The organism is Sulfitobacter sp. M85 (assembly GCF_029285915.1).
Taxonomy (GTDB): domain Bacteria; phylum Pseudomonadota; class Alphaproteobacteria; order Rhodobacterales; family Rhodobacteraceae; genus Sulfitobacter; species Sulfitobacter faviae.
On the sequence record NZ_JABECQ010000005.1, the window covers coordinates 121,608 to 136,897 of the forward strand.

Consider the following 15,290-nt stretch of genomic DNA (forward strand, 5'->3'; position numbering starts at 1 on the left):
GGCGTGGCCAACGCCCTGTCCAAAGGCAAACGGGCCCTTTGCGCTGCATTGATCTGCTCGGTCAGCGCCACAGCCCTGCTGGCCGAATCCGAAGAAGACCGCAATCTGGGTCGCGAATCGCGTCAGGCGTCTGAACGGCAAGACCAGCCCCCCGCGGCCAATGATCAGCCGCTGTCGGTGATTGACTGGCTGGGCGCGCAATCGCCGCCCGAAAACCGGCCCAAACGCCCGCCCAACCCGGGCCGGGTGCCGGAACCGCCCGTGGCCGACAGCGCCCTGCCGCCGCCCGTGCAGGTCACGCCCTTGGGCGATGGCGCGCCGCGCCGCATCGGGCTGGTGCCCAGCTCTGTCACCGGGCTGCGCGGGGACATCTGGCTGGGCAGCGACACGACCGCCCTGATCGACCGCATCCGCGATTTGCCGGACCTGCATCTGCCCGCCGCCCAGGCGCTGCTCTACACCGTGCTTCTGGCCGAGGCGCAGGCCCCGCAGGGCGAGGCGCGCAACGGCGATCTTTTGGCGCTGGCGCGGGGCGAAAAGCTGATGGAGCTTGGCGCCCTCGACCCGGCGCTGTCACTGATCGAACAGGCCGGGGTGACCACCTCGACCGCGCATTTCGACCTGTGGATGCAGCTTTCCCTGCTCACCGGGACCGAGCATCGCGTCTGCGAGCGGTTGGTGAAATCGCCGCATCTGACCCGGGACTATGGCACCCGGATTTTCTGCAACGCCCGCGCTGGCAATTGGGAGAACGCGGCCCTGACCTTTGGCTCGGCCCAAGCGCTTGGTCTGCTGCCCGAGGCGCAGCTTGAACTCTTTGACCGTTTCCTGAACCCGGATTTCTACGAAGGGGCCGAACCGCTGCGCGTGCCGCGCCAGATGGACCCGATGACCTTCCGCCTGTTTGAAACCATTGGCGAGCCCTTGCCCTCCAACATCCTGCCGCGTGCTTATGCGGTGGCCGATCTGCGCGACATCGCCGGATGGAAGGCCCAGCTTGAGGCCGCCGAGCGGCTGACCCGCGCGGGCGCCCTGCCCGACAACCTGCTGCTGGGGCTTTATACTGATCGTCAGCCCGCCGCCTCTGGCGGGGTCTGGGACCGGGTCGCGGCGCTGCAACGGTTTGAGACGGCCCTGCGCACCGGCAGCGCCGAGGCGGTGGCCAAGACCCTGCCGCCCGCTTGGGAGGCGATGCGCGAAGCCTCTCTCGAAGTGGCCTTTGCCGCGCTCTTTGCCGAACCGCTCTCGACCATTCCGCTGGCGGGCCATGCCGCGCGTCTGGCGCGGGATGTGGCGCTGCTGTCGCCTGAGTATGAGGCCGCCGCGGCGCGGGTGATCGGCAAGTCCCCCGAGGACGAATTGCTGCGCGCCGTGGCCGTGGGCGACGCGCCCAAAGGCCCCGCGCCCGATGCGCCATTGGCCGCCGCGGTGCATGACGCTTTCGCCAATCCCACCCCCCGCGCCGACCTGATGGCGCTGGCACGGGACAAGGAATTGGGCATGGCGATTTTGCGCCTATTGTCGCTCTTGCATGACGGGGCGAGTGGTGACACATCGGCGCTCCGCGACGCCCTAGCCACCCTACGCGCCCTCGGATTGGAAGACACCGCCCGACGTGCCGCCTTGCAGATTGTATTGCTCCAGCAATGATGATGTCCCAGACCCCGACTTTCCATTGGATCTCCAGCTTTCTGGAGGCCGCCGCCGCCGAACAGGGTGCCGCCACCAACACGCAGCTGGCCTATGGCCGCGACCTGAAGGATTTCGATTCCTTTCTGGCGCAGCGCAACCATGACTTCCTGACCGCCAGCCGCGGCGAGGTCGAAGATTACCTTGTCTATTGCGACGCGCAGGGGCTGGCCAAATCCACCCGCGCACGGCGGCTCTCGGCGATCAAACAGCTTTACCGTTTCGCCTTTGAGGAAGGGCTGCGCGAAGACAACCCTGCGGTGCAAATCGCCGGGCCGGGGCAGGACAAACGCTTGCCCAAGATCCTGTCCGAGGAAGAGGTCGACCGGCTGCTCGATGCCGCGCGCAACTCTGGCCGGTCGCTGGCCGATCAGCTGCGCAACACCTGCCTGATGGAGCTGCTCTATGCCACCGGCATGCGGGTCAGTGAATTGGTCAGCCTGCCGGTCAGCGCCGCGCGGGGCGATCCGCGCCTGCTGCTGATCGCAGGCAAAGGGGGCCGCGAGCGGCTGGTGCCCCTGTCAGAACCCGCCCGCGACGCGCTGGCGGCATGGCTGGTGGTGCGCGACAAGGCGGATGAGGCGGCCCAAGCCAAGGGCAAACCGCCCGCGCGGCACCTCTTCCCGTCCCGCGGGGCGACGGGGCATCTGACGCGGCATCGCTTCTATCTGCTGATCAAGGAATTCGCCGTGACCGGCGGCGTGCCGCCCGAAAAAGTCACGCCCCACACACTACGCCATGCCTTTGCCACGCATCTGCTGGCCAACGGCGCGGACCTGCGGGCGATCCAGACCATGCTGGGCCACGCCGACGTCGCCACGACCGAGATCTACACCCATGTGCTGGATGAGCGGCTGTCAGATCTCGTGCTGGAGCGTCACCCCCTCGCCAAGGACGGCACCCGCAATTCCGGCGGCAACACGTCTTCCGAAGGCCAGTAACCGCTTTGTAGCGCGTCTGCATAGGCGCGCGGCAAGCCTGCCTTGGCCATATCGGCCACGGCCCCGGCCACATCGTAACTCAGCCGGTGAAAGCCCACTTCACCCCCGTCGAGCAGCGCCAGCCGCGTCTGCTGGCCGCCGTCATGGGGCGGCATGCCGATCACGCCTGCGTTGATCCAACGCCCGCGCGCTGTCTCGCGGATGAAGGGCAGACCGGAGTGGCCCGCGATGATGTGATCGACGGGGCCTGCGATGTCTTCCAGCGCCTGCCATTCTTCTTCGAACACCGCCGCCGCACTCTCGGACCAGATGAACCGCGCCACATCGCGCACCCCGCCGTGGATCACGCCATAGCGCTGGCCCTGATGGCGGAACACCGCCACATCCGGCAGGCGGCCCATCCAGTCTTTCGCGCCCGCGTCCAACTGCTGTGCCGCATGGGCGTACCAGGCGCCCGAGAGCATGTCGCAACTGCTGCCCGGCGCGAAGCCGCAGCCGCAATCCTCGGCCCCGCTGGCCAGTTGCACTTCGCAATTCCCTGCCACCACGGCACAGCCAAGCGCCCGCATTGTTGCCACACATTCGCGCGGCGCGCCGCAATAGGCAACAATGTCGCCGGTGCAGATCATCTGCCCCCCGTCGATGCCCCGCGCCACGGCGAAAGCCGCCAGCGCCTCGACCGCCTGAAGGTTGGAATAGGGCCCGCCAAAAAGCAGCAACGGCCCGTCCAAAATCCCAAGCTCCGCGCAGTTGATTTTCGCCTGCATCACGCCACCCTGCCCCGTTGCAACCCTTGAATGACGCAGCCCCTGCGCCCATAACATTCGCAACACATAATGGATGGATTTAGACCTCATGGAAACGGGCCCCGCCCTCTTTGACACCGCTTTCTGGATCAGCACCGGAATTATCCTGTTCCTCCTTGTCCTCTCGGGCTTCTTCTCAGGCTCCGAAACCGCCCTGACCGCCGCCTCGCGCGGCAAACTGCGCGCGCAGGCCGACAAGGGCGCAAGCGGCGCGATCCGGGCGCTCAAGATCACCGAGGATAACGAGCGGCTGATCGGCTCGGTCCTTTTGGGCAACAACTTGGTCAACATCCTTGCCGCCTCTATGGCGACTGCGCTCTTCACCCGGCTCTTCGGTGAAAGCGGCGTGGCGCTGGCGACGCTGGTGATGACGCTTCTGGTGCTCGTCTTTGCCGAGGTGCTGCCAAAGACCTATGCCATCACCAATGCCGAAACGGCGGCGGCGCTGGTCTCGCGCCCGATTAGCATCGTGGTGCTTATCTTCTCGCCCGTGGTGACGGCGGTGCGTTATTTCGTGCGCGGCGTGCTGCGGCTTTTCGGCGTGCAAATCGACCCCGACAGCAACATTCTGGCGGTGCGCGAGGAAATCGCCGGAGCGCTGCAATTGGGCCATTCCGAAGGCGTCGTCGAAAAGGAAGACCGCGACCGTATTCTGGGCGCGCTCGACCTGCGCGAACGCGCGGTCGAAGAGGTCATGCTGCACCGCTCGGGGATCGAGATGATCGACGCGGATTCAGACCCGACCGACATCATGGAGAAATGCCTGCAATCGAACCACACCCGCCTGCCGGTCTTTCGCGATGACCCTGAAAACATCATCGGCGTGATCCACGCCAAAGACCTGTTGCGCGCCATGTACAAGCTGATCGGCGGCCCCAACGGCGATGCCGCAGCGCTCAACGGGTTCAACGTGGCCGATGTGGTGATGAAACCCTATTTCGTGCCCGAAACCTCAACCCTGGACGAACAGATGCGCCAGTTCCTGCGCCGTCGCACGCATTTTGCGCTGGTGGTGGACGAGTATGGCTCGCTCCAAGGGCTGATCACGCTCGAAGACATCCTCGAAGAGATTGTGGGCGAGATCACGGATGAGTTTGACCCCGATGCGGATCACCCGCTGAAACAGTCGGACGACGGGCATTTGATGGTCGAAGGCGCGATGACGATCCGCGACCTCAACCGCGCGACCGATTGGTCCCTGCCCGATGATGAGGCCAATACCGTGGCCGGGCTGGTGATCCATGAGGCGCAGATGATCCCCACCGTGGGGCAGGTCTTCTCCTTCCACAACTTCCGCTTTGAGGTGATCGAACGGGACGGCAACCGGATCACCCAGCTCAAGATCCGCCCCCTATGATCCGGCTCAGGCCGGGGTCTCTACCGCTGCCTGCACGTCTTTGCAGGCGGCGGACCAGATGCGCGCCCGGTCGGGGCCGAAAGGCACCTCTTCAAAAGCCCGGCGCAGATGATCTTCTGCCGCGTCACGGGCGGCGGCCGAGAGGCCGGGATCGGGGTGCTGCATCAGCCCTGTCAGCACCTCCTGCAAGACCATCTGCACATCGACGACCGAGGCGCCATCGCGGGCCAGTGCGCCAAACCCGTCTTCGATCAGCGCGTCCGCCGGAATGGGCGGGATATGCAGGTTCGGCAGCGCGACCTTGCCGCCCGGCTTGGCCTCATCTGAATAATAGGACAGCACGCGCCCGATGCGGGTGATCACGTCAATCGCCGTGCCGCCATCGTTGATCCCCGGCGACAGCGCCTTGGAGGCAACCTCGCCCAGCACCCGCAAGCCGAAACGCGGGTCTTGGTCAAAGGTGCGCAGATCGCCCAGTTGCACGGTCTCCAAAACCTTTTGCTCTAGAATGTCCCAATCATGTTCCGCGTCCTGCGGGCCGCCCCGCCGGGTGACCATGACCAGAGGCTCACCGACAAAGACGAAGTCACCAATCCGCCGGGGCATATAGATCGCGACCCCATGGTCGCGCGCCTGCTGGTCCAGCGCCTCGGGGTAGATATGTTGGATATAGCCGCTCTCAGGGGCAAAAATCGGGCGGGCGTCATCGGGCACCGGACCGGTCAGGGGGTGGCCGCCCATGCAGGGCGTCTTTAGACGCTCCTTGAACAATGAAGTGGTCACCGCCTCGATCTGGCGGGTCGTGTCGATCAGGCTGCCAAAGCTTTGCAGATGCAGCACCCAGCGGATCAGGAAGATCACGATGATCGCCAGCACCAGTACCGTGGTCAGGAACAGCACGAAAGAGCGTTCGTCGATATAGATGCCCAACTCGCGCATGATGATCGCCACCAGCGCATAGACATAGGCGCCGATAAAGACCGCCAGCGTGTTCTGCGTGGTGCGGTCCTGAATGATCAGACGATGCGCCCGTGGCGTGAACTGCGATGACGAGGACCGGTAGACCGTGACCATGATGGTGATGGAAAAGATCGTGACCGCCAACATCGCATCCGCGATGATCTGCAACAGGCGATCCGCCGCTTCGCCGGTCAACCTCGTGGCGACTTCCTTGGGCACCAAGGGCTCAAAAAGCTGGGTCAGCCCGAGGGCGACAAAGGCCAGCAACCCCATGAAAACCACCCGCACCCAAAGTTTGCGAGAATATTCGCGGGCTTTGCGAAACAGCGTGTGCGGGATCAGGTCCTTGATATTCATGGGGAAAGGGTAGCACGAAAAAGCGCCCTGCCAACGGCGGTTTAACGGAATCTGCACGCTGGCCCGGCGCGAAACGCCGCCCCACGGCGCGGGGGCAAGAAAGCCCTTATCCTCGCCCCCCGTGCCCGGTAGGTTGGGCGGCATGACGATAGCCCCTTTGCCCGTGATCCTCCTCGCCGCCGGTGCCTCAACTCGGATGCGGGGGCGTGACAAATTGATGGAAGACATCGGCGGTGAGCCCTTGTTGCGCCGTCAGGCGCGGCTGGCGCAGGGCATTGGCCCCGTCACCGTCGCCCTGCCGCCCGCGCCGCACCCGCGTTACACGACGCTTAGCGGGTTGGACATCACGCCGCTGCCCGTTCCCGAGGCCGCAGAGGGCATGGGCGCCAGCCTGCGCCGCGCCTTTGCCGCCCTGCCGTTGGACACGCCCGCCGCCATGGTGCTGCTGGCCGATATGCCCGCGCTTGAGGCCAGCGATCTTGCCCGCCTCGCGGCTGCGGTGGACCTGACGGGCGAGACCCTGATCTGGCGCGCGACCACAGAGGACGGCAAGCCCGGGCACCCCATCGTCTTTGCCGCCGCGCTTTTCGATCAGCTGAAACAGCTGCGCGGCGATGATGGGGGCCGCGCGGTTGTGCGCGCTGCCGCAGACCGGATGCAGCTTGTGCCCCTGCCCGGCCAGCGCGCGCGCCGCGACCTCGACACGCCCGAGGACTGGGCGGCGTGGCGCGCAGAGCAGGAATAGCCCGCGCATGAAAAAACGGGGCGGTCGCCCGCCCCGTTTTCAAACTGTGTCACGCTCGGCTCCTGCCGAATTACTTCACCAGCAGGCTGGCCTCGTGCTTTTTCAGCGAACGACGCGCGGCGGTGTAGCCTTCGATCCCGTCCTTCGTCGCCAGTTCGGGGAACAGTTCAAAAATTTCCTGACGCTGCTCTTCACCGATACCGGCCAGCGACATGTCACCGGGCTGGAAGCTCTCGGTCCATGTCCCGTCGGAGAGGATCACCTCGTGACGGTCGAACATCACATGGATGTAGCTGGTGCCCGACACGTCGACCACGTCGATGCCCTCCATCCCGGTCAGGTGTTTCGCCGCGACGAGCACCTCACGCTCTTCGAAGTAGAGCGCGGTCTTTTCATTGGCGACCAAGACGCGGTGGTTGGGGCTGACCATCATGTCACGCTCGGGCAGGTCGTTGCCAAGCGCGCCTTTGCGGATCAGCACCGGCTTGAGATGAGCGGCCATTTCGAACTCGGCCCCGGTCATCTCACGCGCGCCGACCCAGCGGATCGTCTGGATGCCGTTGTCGCGGGTGATGACCCGGTCACCGACCTGAAGCGCCTCGACCGGCACCTCACCGCGCGGCGTGGCGATCTTGGTCCCCGGTGTGAAACAGGGGATCACATTCTCGATCTCGATGAAGTTCAAACGCCCGGCATCGCTGCCATCTTGGTTGAAGTAGTCAACAAAACCGTCTTCGCGGTCGTCGGAGGTATAGGTGATCTCCAGACGGCCACCCTCGGGGGCGGAGCCGCGCAGGTCAAGTGTGTCGTAATCCACGCCCGCGCTGCCACCGTCGACATCGTCGCCTGCGTTGACGTTGACGAAGCTGTCCTGATCGGCACCGCCGGTCATCACGTCGACCCCTGCGCCACCGTCGAGCAGATCGTCGCCCCGACCGCCTTGCAGTTCGTCGTCGCCGTCGCCGCCCATCAGAGTGTCATTCTCACCGCCACCGTCGAGCAGGTCATCGCCTTCGCCGCCGACCAGCAGGTCGTCGTCCCGGTTGCCGCGCAGGGTGTCGTCGCCGGTGCCGCCGTCAAGCTCGTCATTGCCCTGACCGCCCGACAGGCTGTCATCGCCCTGACCGCCCAGCAGCGTGTCGTCGCCGGTGTTGCCCGAGATGACGTCATCGTCGATCTGGCCGTCGATATAGTCATCGCCCGAGCCGCCGCGCAGCATATCCGCATCGTCGGCGCCATAGATCACGTCATTGCCCGCGCCACCGTCGACCGTGTCCATCCCGTTGTTCGGGTTGCGGTCAGGGGTGAAGGGGTTGGACGCATCCTCTTCGTCGGGGATGTCGAGCACGTCGAGACCCAGATCGGGGTCGTTGCCCGCATAGATCGTATCGTTGCCAGCGCCGCCGAGCAGGCTGTCGTTGCCCTCGCCGCCGACGATCCGGTCGTCGCCGTCACCGCCGTCGACGATATCGTCGTCGATGCCTGCGTTGATCACGTCATCGCCGGTGCCGCCGGTGATGGTGTCGCGGTCGTCGCCTGTGCTGATCGTGTCATTGCCCGCCCCGCCATCGACAGAGTCGCGGTCATTCTCGGGGTCGGCGTCGGGGTCAAAGCCCAGATCGTCGCTGTCGCTTTCCGGGTAGCCCAGATCGGGGGCGAGATCGTCGTTGCCGGTGGTGATCATGTCATCACCCTCACCGCCCTCGACCACGTCGGAGCCTGCGCCCGCCTCGACAATATCATCGCCGTCGCCTGCCAGAATGGTGTCGTCACCGTCGCCAGCGCGAACATAGTCGTCGTCGCCTTCCGCATCGGGCAGGATCGCGTCGTCATTGTCGATCATGTCGCCATCGGGGTCGCCGGTATAGGCGGTGTCGATCAAGTCTGCGCCCGCTGTGCCGTCGACATAGCCGTCACGGGTCGAACCGCCGTCGCCCACCGTCACGGTCACCGAGCCTTCGTCGGTCAGGCCGTCGGGGTCGGACACGGTATAGGTGATCGTCGCATCGCCGGTGAAATCGTCATTGGCGACAAAGGTGATGGTGCCATCGTCGTTGATGGTCACGGTGCCATCATCACTCGACGCATCTGTCACGCTCAGGGTGTCGCCGTCGACATCGGTGTCATTGTCCAGAACCGGGATCACGACCGGATCGGTGCCGGTGGTGTCGGCGGTGTCGTCATTGGCGACAGGCGCGTCGTTCACCGGGTTCACGGTGACATTCACGGTACCGGTGTCGGTGCCGCCATTGCCGTCATCCACGGTATAGGTGATTGTGGTGTCGCCGTTGAAATCCGCGTCCGGCGTGAAGGTCAGCGTGCCATCGTCATTGATGACGACCGGGCCTGCCGGGCAGGTTGCCATGGTGATGGTCAGCGTGTCGCCATCGCTGTCGCTGTCATTGCCCAGCACGTCGACGGTGCCAGAGGTGTCTTCGTCGATCTCAAGCACATCGTCTTCGGCCACGGGCGCGTCATTGCCGCCGCCCTGCGGTTGGCCATCGTCGAAAACCAGATTGTCGATCGCGCCCGAGCCTTCGAAACGCACTTCGAAACGCGACACGCCATCAATGTTGAACTGAACGAAACGCTCACCGCCATCGCCGGTGGGCTGCACATAATGGTTTTGGATCACATCGCCATTGTCATCGTAAAAGATGACACGGGTGCCTTCCCCGCCGGTCTCTTCGATGTCTTTGAAGGTCACGCCCTTCATGCGCACCATGTCATCGAAGTCAAAAAACAGGCTGCCGCCGCCGGCGTTGTCGTCCGGGTCGCTCTGGTCGCCGTCTTCGGAGACGATCAACAGCCCCTCAAGCGTGTCGGAGGCCAGATCGCTGTCGCCGCCCGTGGGGTTGCTGCTGTCAAAGACCATCGCATCGCCGGAGCCGCCGCTGGCCGAAACCGTAACGCCCAGATCCGCATATTCGTCGTCAATGATGGTGCCTGCGCTGAACGCATTGAAATCAAGTGTTCTAATCATTGTGAAATCTCCTGAGCGGTGTTGCACGCGGCGCGCAACGCGGCCGTCTTGGAAGTGGATGCTGTTTCAATTTGAGGAATGGAGCGCCGAACGGCAGAGCGGTCGAACCGGGCATTTCTTGCCCCGCAGAAGGCCAGTGGCAGGGCCTGTCGCTTGTGTATCATCTCGTCTCTCCCTCCGTTCACATGCGCCCCGCTGGCAGAAATCCAGATCGAGCGGCACGCATCCTGCGCAACGAAGGGGAAGAGCCGGAACATGGCCCACAGCCGAGGCGCGGTGCACTTCGGTATGTTGTGCTTACGGTCGCAAACTTGCGGCGTATCCACATTTCCCGCATCCTTGATGCGCTTAATGCGGCCGCCCCCGTGACCTACAGACTTCTATGCCCCCCAGTTGGGCACCTATAGGAATAGCCCTCCTATACGAATGGACAAAGCAAAAAATGTTTGAAAATAGCCGGAACCAAATGAAGTTTTGCCGCAATTCAGGTGGTTTAGCGCGACTTTTGGGCGCAATTGTTTCCGGCGCACTCCGCGTCGGTATCGCGAATCGCCATAGGATTAAGGTGAATTAACGCCTGCGCAGGACGGCTGCGCCGATCCCTCGGTCAAGACTGTTTCGCATTGCGCGACAATGCCGCCGCAAATCAGCCGCATCTACGCCGCCTTGTTTTCGTCATTCTTTTTGATTGCTTGTTCACCGGCTGGAACCAATCGCCCGCAAACCTGCGGAACTGGTGACGAAACCACGGGCGACCCGCCTTATTCCCGCCGAATCGATTCCTCACGGCATTGAGCCCGCGCGGGGGCGAAAGCCGCGCGGGTTACGGGCGAGTCATGGTGAGCGCTCCGCCCCTCACTCCGCGCCGAGATTGACCGCGGAGAAAATGCAATTGCCACCCGCGAAGGCCACCCAAACAACGGCCCCTTTCCGTTCGATCGACCGCGCCAAAATGCGCCAAATCCGACTCTCAAAACGACATTTCAGATGCCACAAACGACACCACGCCGGGCGGGCGGAAACCTCAGCCATAGTGGGCTCTGCGCCTCGCACATGCGGCAGGGTGTCGCACCCCTATTTCACCCTATTGCAAAGACCGCTCGGGTGGACCAAATGCGCGGCATGTTGATGTATGCTGTTCATAAGAGGCGCCCGCGCAAACCGGGCACGCTGCTGAACCGCCGGTAACCCCGGTCGGACAGGCCGATCCGCCTGTTTAGACCATCGGGGTTCCAACTGACTTACCGGATCACACTCGGGATGAGACCGACCCGGCCCGGCCTTCTGGCACTGACCGTCGTCTCTTGCGGATCCTTCCCACTTCGACCTTCTTGATATGGAGCATGCCATGCATTTCCGCCTGCTGAAAAACACCAACCAGATCGCCGGGATGCCCGGAACCGCCTTTAACGGCACTATCGGTCAAGTCGCCAATGCCGAAGGGCTGGCCCTTGTCGCCATGCTGCGCCGTGCGCTGCGCGACACCGCGCGCCGTTGGGAGCGTAACCGCACGCTGTCGACCTTGAACGCGATGGACGACCGTCTGCTTCAGGATATCGGCCTGAACCGCAAGGACATCCCCCAGCACATCCGCGACATGGAAAGTTTTTCCCGCCGCTGAATGCTCTGGCCCGTGCCCCGCGTGAGGGGCCGTGCCGACCCTTAAAAATATGGCGTTCTGCATGGGAACGCCGCATATAGCGGCATCGCGTCAGGCCCGGCGCGGTGCCCGTTCTTGCGTCTTGCGCCCGGCAATCGTGTTGCACAGGGGCGCATGATTTGTTTTCATATCTCCAGCAAACCCGCCCATCGAAAGCTGCCGCGCCTATCGCGCGACCGGCTCCTTCTTGATGGAAAGGGGCAAAGATCAGCGGTGCGCGACTGCGCGACACTGCGGATACAATAGAGGAGATATCACTATGAAACGCTATTTGCTTGGCACGGCTTTTGCCGTTGCAACCCCGATGGCCGCCGCCGCACAGGACTGTGGCGAAGTCTCGATCGCGGAAATGAACTGGGCTTCGGCACAGATCGTCACCGCCGTCACCGAATTCCTGCTGACACAGGGCTATTCCTGCGACGTGACCGTGGTGCCGTCGGACACCACCCCCGCCGTGACATCGCTGTCCGAGAACAACGAGCCGGACATCGTGCCCGAACTGTGGCCGAACTCCGCCGGTGACGCTTACAAAAAGCTGAAAGCGGACGGTAAGATTGTTGAGCTGACTTCCGTGCTCGACCCCGGTGGCGTCGAAGGCTGGTGGATCCCCACCTATCTGGCCGAAGAGCACCCCGAGCTGAAGACCATCGAAGGCATCTTGGAAAACCCCGAACTGGTCGGCGGCATGTTCAACAACTGCCCCGATGGCTGGGGCTGCCGCGTGGTAAGCGACAACCTCGCGCGGGCCTATGACCTCGAAGGCAACGGCATCGAAGTCTTTAACCACGGCTCGGGTGAGACGATGGTGACCTCGATGGCCTCGGCTTATGAGAGCCAAGAGCCTTGGTTCGGCTACTACTGGGCGCCGACCACCCCGCTGGGTAAATACGACATGACCAGCGTCGATCTGGGCGAATATGACGAAACCGCGCATAACGCCAACCAAAACGCCGACACGCCGGACCCCAAGCCTTCGGCCTTCCCGACCGCGCCGGTGCTGACCGTCATGACCAAGGATTTCCACGACGAGAACCCCGAGATCGCGGAGTTCATCGGCAATGTGACCTTCAAGACCGACGAGATGAGCAAGCTGCTGGCATGGCAGGGTGAAAACAACGCCTCCAACGAGGAAGCGGCGGTGTATTTCCTGCAAAACAACAAGGACGTCTGGGCCGAATGGCTGAGCGATGACGCCCGTGGCAACCTGTCCAAGCTGCTTGAGCAGTAAGACAGACTGACCAAAACGACGGGCGGGGAACTCAACCGGGTTTCCCGCCCGTTCGTTTCGATGACCGGCGGCAAGACTTACGTCTTTTCATACCGACTGCGCCTTGGCCCCTTTGGCCCGAAGCGCAGTTCCTTTGTAAGGACATAGGTTTGAATTGCCGCCACTGCATGGGGCAGCCGACGCCGCGCGGCCTGCGCGGCGCCTCGGCCCCCTCCCCGAAAGCAAACGGTCTGATGCAGGCCGGGAAAGCGACAGATGGCAACCTACGACAATCTCTTTGACACGCTCGGCCTGCGGGACTGGTGCGGCGACGATCAAGGCGGCGGGCTAAGCTCCATGGCCGACCTCATGGGCCAAGCGGGCGGTGATACCGACACCACGCTTTGGGACATGCCCTTCCCCTCTCTGGATGCGCTGCACGACAGTTGCGACGCCATCCCACAATCGCGCGACCTGACCCAAGGGCTGGAGCAAGGCTTCCTTGCCATTAAGGACAGTCTCAAAGTTGTTGTCGACCCCCTCACCCAACCGCTGAGCTGGGCGTTGGAGAACGCGCTTTGGCTGATGCAATCGGTGCCGTGGTTCGTGATGATCCCGCTTTTGATGGCAATCACCTATGCCGTGGGCCGTTCGCTGAAGCTGGTGGGTCTCGTGGCGTTGGTCTTTGGTTTCCTCGCCTTCATCGACTTTTACGAACACACCATGCAGACGCTGGCGATCATCTTTGTCTGCGCATTCATCTGCGTACTTCTTGGCGTGCCTATCGGCATCGCCATGTCGCGCAGTGACAGGGTGCAGCGCTCGATGATCCCGGTTTTGGATATGCTGCAAACCCTGCCGCCCTTCGTCTACCTGATCCCGCTGATCTTCCTCTTCTCGGTGACCGAGCCCAAGCTCTACGGCATCGCCATCATCCTCTATGCCATTGTGCCGGTGGTGCGCCTGACTGACCTCGGCATCCGTCTGGTCGACAAGGACGTGATCGAGGCCGCGGATGCCTTTGGCATGACCAACCGCCAAAAGCTCTACAAGGTGCAGATCCCGCTGGCGCTGCCCAACATCATGGCCGGTGTGAACCAAACCATCATGATGAGCCTTGCCATGGTCGTGATCGCCTCGCTGGTGTCCGCCCCCGGCCTTGGCGTGCTAGTGCTGCGCGGCATTCGCAGCCTTGAGTTGGGCGTGGGCCTCCTGTCGGGTCTGGGGATCGTGCTGCTTGCGATCATCCTTGACCGGGTCACCAAAGCCGCGCTTGCGCGGATCAACGCGGCGCAGAAGTGAGGCCAGACATGACAGACGACATCAAGATTTCCGTCCGCAACCTCTACAAGATCTTCGGCGACGATCCCAAAACCGCGCTGGAGAAGGTCCGCGGGGGGATGAGCAAAGCCGACCTTCAGGCCGAGACGGGCCATGTGCTGGGCCTTAATGACATTAACGTGGACATGCCTGCGGGCAAGACGACGGTGATCATGGGGCTCTCGGGCTCGGGCAAATCAACGCTGATCCGACACCTCAACCGGCTGATCGACCCCACGGCGGGCGAGGTCATCGTGAACGGTGAGAACATCCTCGACTATAACGAGCGTCGCCTGCGCCAGTTGCGCAAGCATGACATGTCGATGGTGTTCCAAAAGTTCGCCCTGCTGCCCCACCGCACGGTGCTGGAAAACACCGGACTGAGTTGGGAGATTGAAGGCAAAAGCCGCAGCAAATACGCGGATGAGGCCACCAAATGGCTCAACCGCGTCGGGCTGGAAGGCCAAGGAGAGCAGTATCCCGCGCAGCTTTCGGGCGGGATGCAGCAACGTGTGGGCATTGCCCGGGCGCTGACCTCAAACTCCGACGTGATGCTGATGGATGAGGCGTTTTCCGCGCTTGACCCGTTGATCCGCACCGACATGCAGGACCTGCTAATCGAATTGCAGGAAGAACTGCATAAAACGGTGATCTTCATCACCCACGATCTGGACGAGGCGTTGAAACTGGCGGACCATCTGGTGATCCTCAAAGACGGGTTCATCGTCCAACAGGGCGAGCCGCAGCATATCCTGCTGAACCCCAACGATCCCTATATCGAAGCCTTCGTCAGCGACATCAACCGCGCCCGCGTGCTGCGCGTGCGTTCGGTCATGGAAAAGACCGATGTGCCCCCCACGGATGTGGCCGGTGAGGTTGATTTCGACGACACGCTGGAAAGCATCATTGCCGTTTCCGGCGGGGATACCACCAACAACTACCGCGTCATGCGCGAAGGCAAACAGGTCGGCGTGCTGCATATGCGCGATCTGGTGCGCGCGCTGGTGCCGCGTCACCCCGGCGAGGCGGCGTAATAACCTCGCGGCAACCTGACAGCCGCAAGACAAGATCAAGAAAGGGGCAGCACCCGGCCAAAGCGCCGTTGCTGCCCTTTTTGCAGGCGACCCTTACGTTTCGTCGCGAGAGCCTGCTTAAAAACAGCTACTTACGCGCCATTTCATTCTGCAAAACGGCGCTTTACCGCCGATCAAACTCCCTGCGTCCTATTGACACTCACGCCCACGATTGGCCTATGGGGGGTGAAA

General features: G+C 63.1%; 11 protein-coding genes. 8 read left to right on the forward strand and 3 right to left on the reverse strand.

The features are described from left to right. Nucleotides 1-3 precede the first annotated feature (3 nt). Entirely contained in the window at nt 4-1,650 is a 1,647-nt protein-coding gene (locus HKX24_RS11335; RefSeq protein WP_333909708.1) for a hypothetical protein, read from the forward strand. Continuing rightward, nucleotides 1,647-2,630 carry a tyrosine recombinase gene (locus HKX24_RS11340; RefSeq protein ID WP_271693603.1) on the forward strand — a complete coding sequence of 328 codons (984 nt, stop codon included), beginning with the start codon at nt 1,647-1,649 and terminating at the stop codon, nt 2,628-2,630. Before HKX24_RS11335 ends, HKX24_RS11340 begins: the two co-directional genes overlap by 4 nt. On the opposite strand, the gene HKX24_RS11345 is transcribed toward HKX24_RS11340, so the two are convergent. Further along, nucleotides 2,567-3,397 (reverse strand): metallophosphoesterase family protein, encoded by an 831-nt coding sequence (locus HKX24_RS11345; RefSeq protein WP_271693602.1) that lies wholly within the window; start codon nt 3,395-3,397, stop codon nt 2,567-2,569. The two genes, HKX24_RS11340 and HKX24_RS11345, sit on opposite strands and share 64 nt — an antisense overlap. Before the next feature lie 88 nt (nt 3,398-3,485). Between HKX24_RS11345 and HKX24_RS11350 the strand changes: the two genes are divergently transcribed. Beyond that, entirely contained in the window at nt 3,486-4,793 is a 1,308-nt protein-coding gene (locus HKX24_RS11350; RefSeq protein ID WP_271687478.1) for an HlyC/CorC family transporter, read from the forward strand. A gap of 6 nt (nt 4,794-4,799) precedes the next feature. On the opposite strand, the gene HKX24_RS11355 is transcribed toward HKX24_RS11350, so the two are convergent. After that, nucleotides 4,800-6,254 (reverse strand): DUF2254 domain-containing protein, encoded by a 1,455-nt coding sequence (locus HKX24_RS11355; protein ID WP_346428855.1) that lies wholly within the window; start codon nt 6,252-6,254, stop codon nt 4,800-4,802. On the opposite strand from HKX24_RS11355, the gene HKX24_RS11360 reads away from it, so the two are divergent. Continuing rightward, nucleotides 6,253-6,855: a nucleotidyltransferase family protein gene (locus tag HKX24_RS11360; RefSeq protein WP_271693600.1), complete on the forward strand. Its 603-nt coding sequence runs from the start codon at nt 6,253-6,255 to the stop codon at nt 6,853-6,855. The two genes, HKX24_RS11355 and HKX24_RS11360, sit on opposite strands and share 2 nt — an antisense overlap. A 70-nt stretch (nt 6,856-6,925) precedes the next feature. Here the strand turns inward: HKX24_RS11360 and HKX24_RS11365 are convergent, their stop codons facing one another. Continuing rightward, a complete protein-coding gene (locus HKX24_RS11365) occupies nt 6,926-9,838 on the reverse strand; it encodes a Hint domain-containing protein (protein ID WP_271693599.1) in 2,913 nt (970 codons plus the stop codon). Nucleotides 9,839-11,186: 1,348 nt separating this feature from the next. On the opposite strand from HKX24_RS11365, the gene HKX24_RS11370 reads away from it, so the two are divergent. From HKX24_RS11370 to HKX24_RS11385, 4 genes are all read left to right on the forward strand, one after another. After that, nucleotides 11,187-11,459: a DUF1127 domain-containing protein gene (locus HKX24_RS11370; protein ID WP_067627410.1), complete on the forward strand. Its 273-nt coding sequence runs from the start codon at nt 11,187-11,189 to the stop codon at nt 11,457-11,459. Nucleotides 11,460-11,757: 298 nt separating this feature from the next. Then, nucleotides 11,758-12,726, forward strand: a complete 969-nt coding sequence (locus tag HKX24_RS11375; RefSeq protein ID WP_271693597.1) for an ABC transporter substrate-binding protein — start codon at nt 11,758-11,760, stop codon at nt 12,724-12,726. A 255-nt stretch (nt 12,727-12,981) separates the two neighbouring features. Then, complete coding sequence (locus tag HKX24_RS11380) at nt 12,982-14,007, forward strand: ABC transporter permease subunit (RefSeq protein WP_271693596.1); 1,026 nt, start codon at nt 12,982-12,984, stop codon at nt 14,005-14,007. Between the two features lie 8 nt (nt 14,008-14,015). Next, nucleotides 14,016-15,059 carry an ATP-binding cassette domain-containing protein gene (locus tag HKX24_RS11385; RefSeq protein ID WP_271693595.1) on the forward strand — a complete coding sequence of 348 codons (1,044 nt, stop codon included), beginning with the start codon at nt 14,016-14,018 and terminating at the stop codon, nt 15,057-15,059. Nucleotides 15,060-15,290: the final 231 nt, after the last annotated feature.

Excerpts from the sequence above, each read along its gene's own strand:
- HKX24_RS11345 (WP_271693602.1), bottom strand. The coding sequence starts at position 3,397 with ATGCAGGCGAAAATCAACTGCGCGGAGCTTGGGATTTTGGACGGGCCG.
- HKX24_RS11380 (WP_271693596.1), top strand. The coding sequence starts at position 12,982 with ATGGCAACCTACGACAATCTCTTTGACACGCTCGGCCTGCGGGACTGG.
- HKX24_RS11350 (WP_271687478.1), top strand. The coding sequence starts at position 3,486 with ATGGAAACGGGCCCCGCCCTCTTTGACACCGCTTTCTGGATCAGCACC.
- HKX24_RS11355 (WP_346428855.1), bottom strand. The coding sequence starts at position 6,254 with ATGCCGCCCAACCTACCGGGCACGGGGGGCGAGGATAAGGGCTTTCTT.
- HKX24_RS11375 (WP_271693597.1), top strand. The coding sequence starts at position 11,758 with ATGAAACGCTATTTGCTTGGCACGGCTTTTGCCGTTGCAACCCCGATG.
- HKX24_RS11340 (WP_271693603.1), top strand. The coding sequence starts at position 1,647 with ATGATGATGTCCCAGACCCCGACTTTCCATTGGATCTCCAGCTTTCTG.
- HKX24_RS11360 (WP_271693600.1), top strand. The coding sequence starts at position 6,253 with ATGACGATAGCCCCTTTGCCCGTGATCCTCCTCGCCGCCGGTGCCTCA.
- HKX24_RS11365 (WP_271693599.1), bottom strand. The coding sequence starts at position 9,838 with ATGATTAGAACACTTGATTTCAATGCGTTCAGCGCAGGCACCATCATT.
- HKX24_RS11385 (WP_271693595.1), top strand. The coding sequence starts at position 14,016 with ATGACAGACGACATCAAGATTTCCGTCCGCAACCTCTACAAGATCTTC.
- HKX24_RS11370 (WP_067627410.1), top strand. The coding sequence starts at position 11,187 with ATGCATTTCCGCCTGCTGAAAAACACCAACCAGATCGCCGGGATGCCC.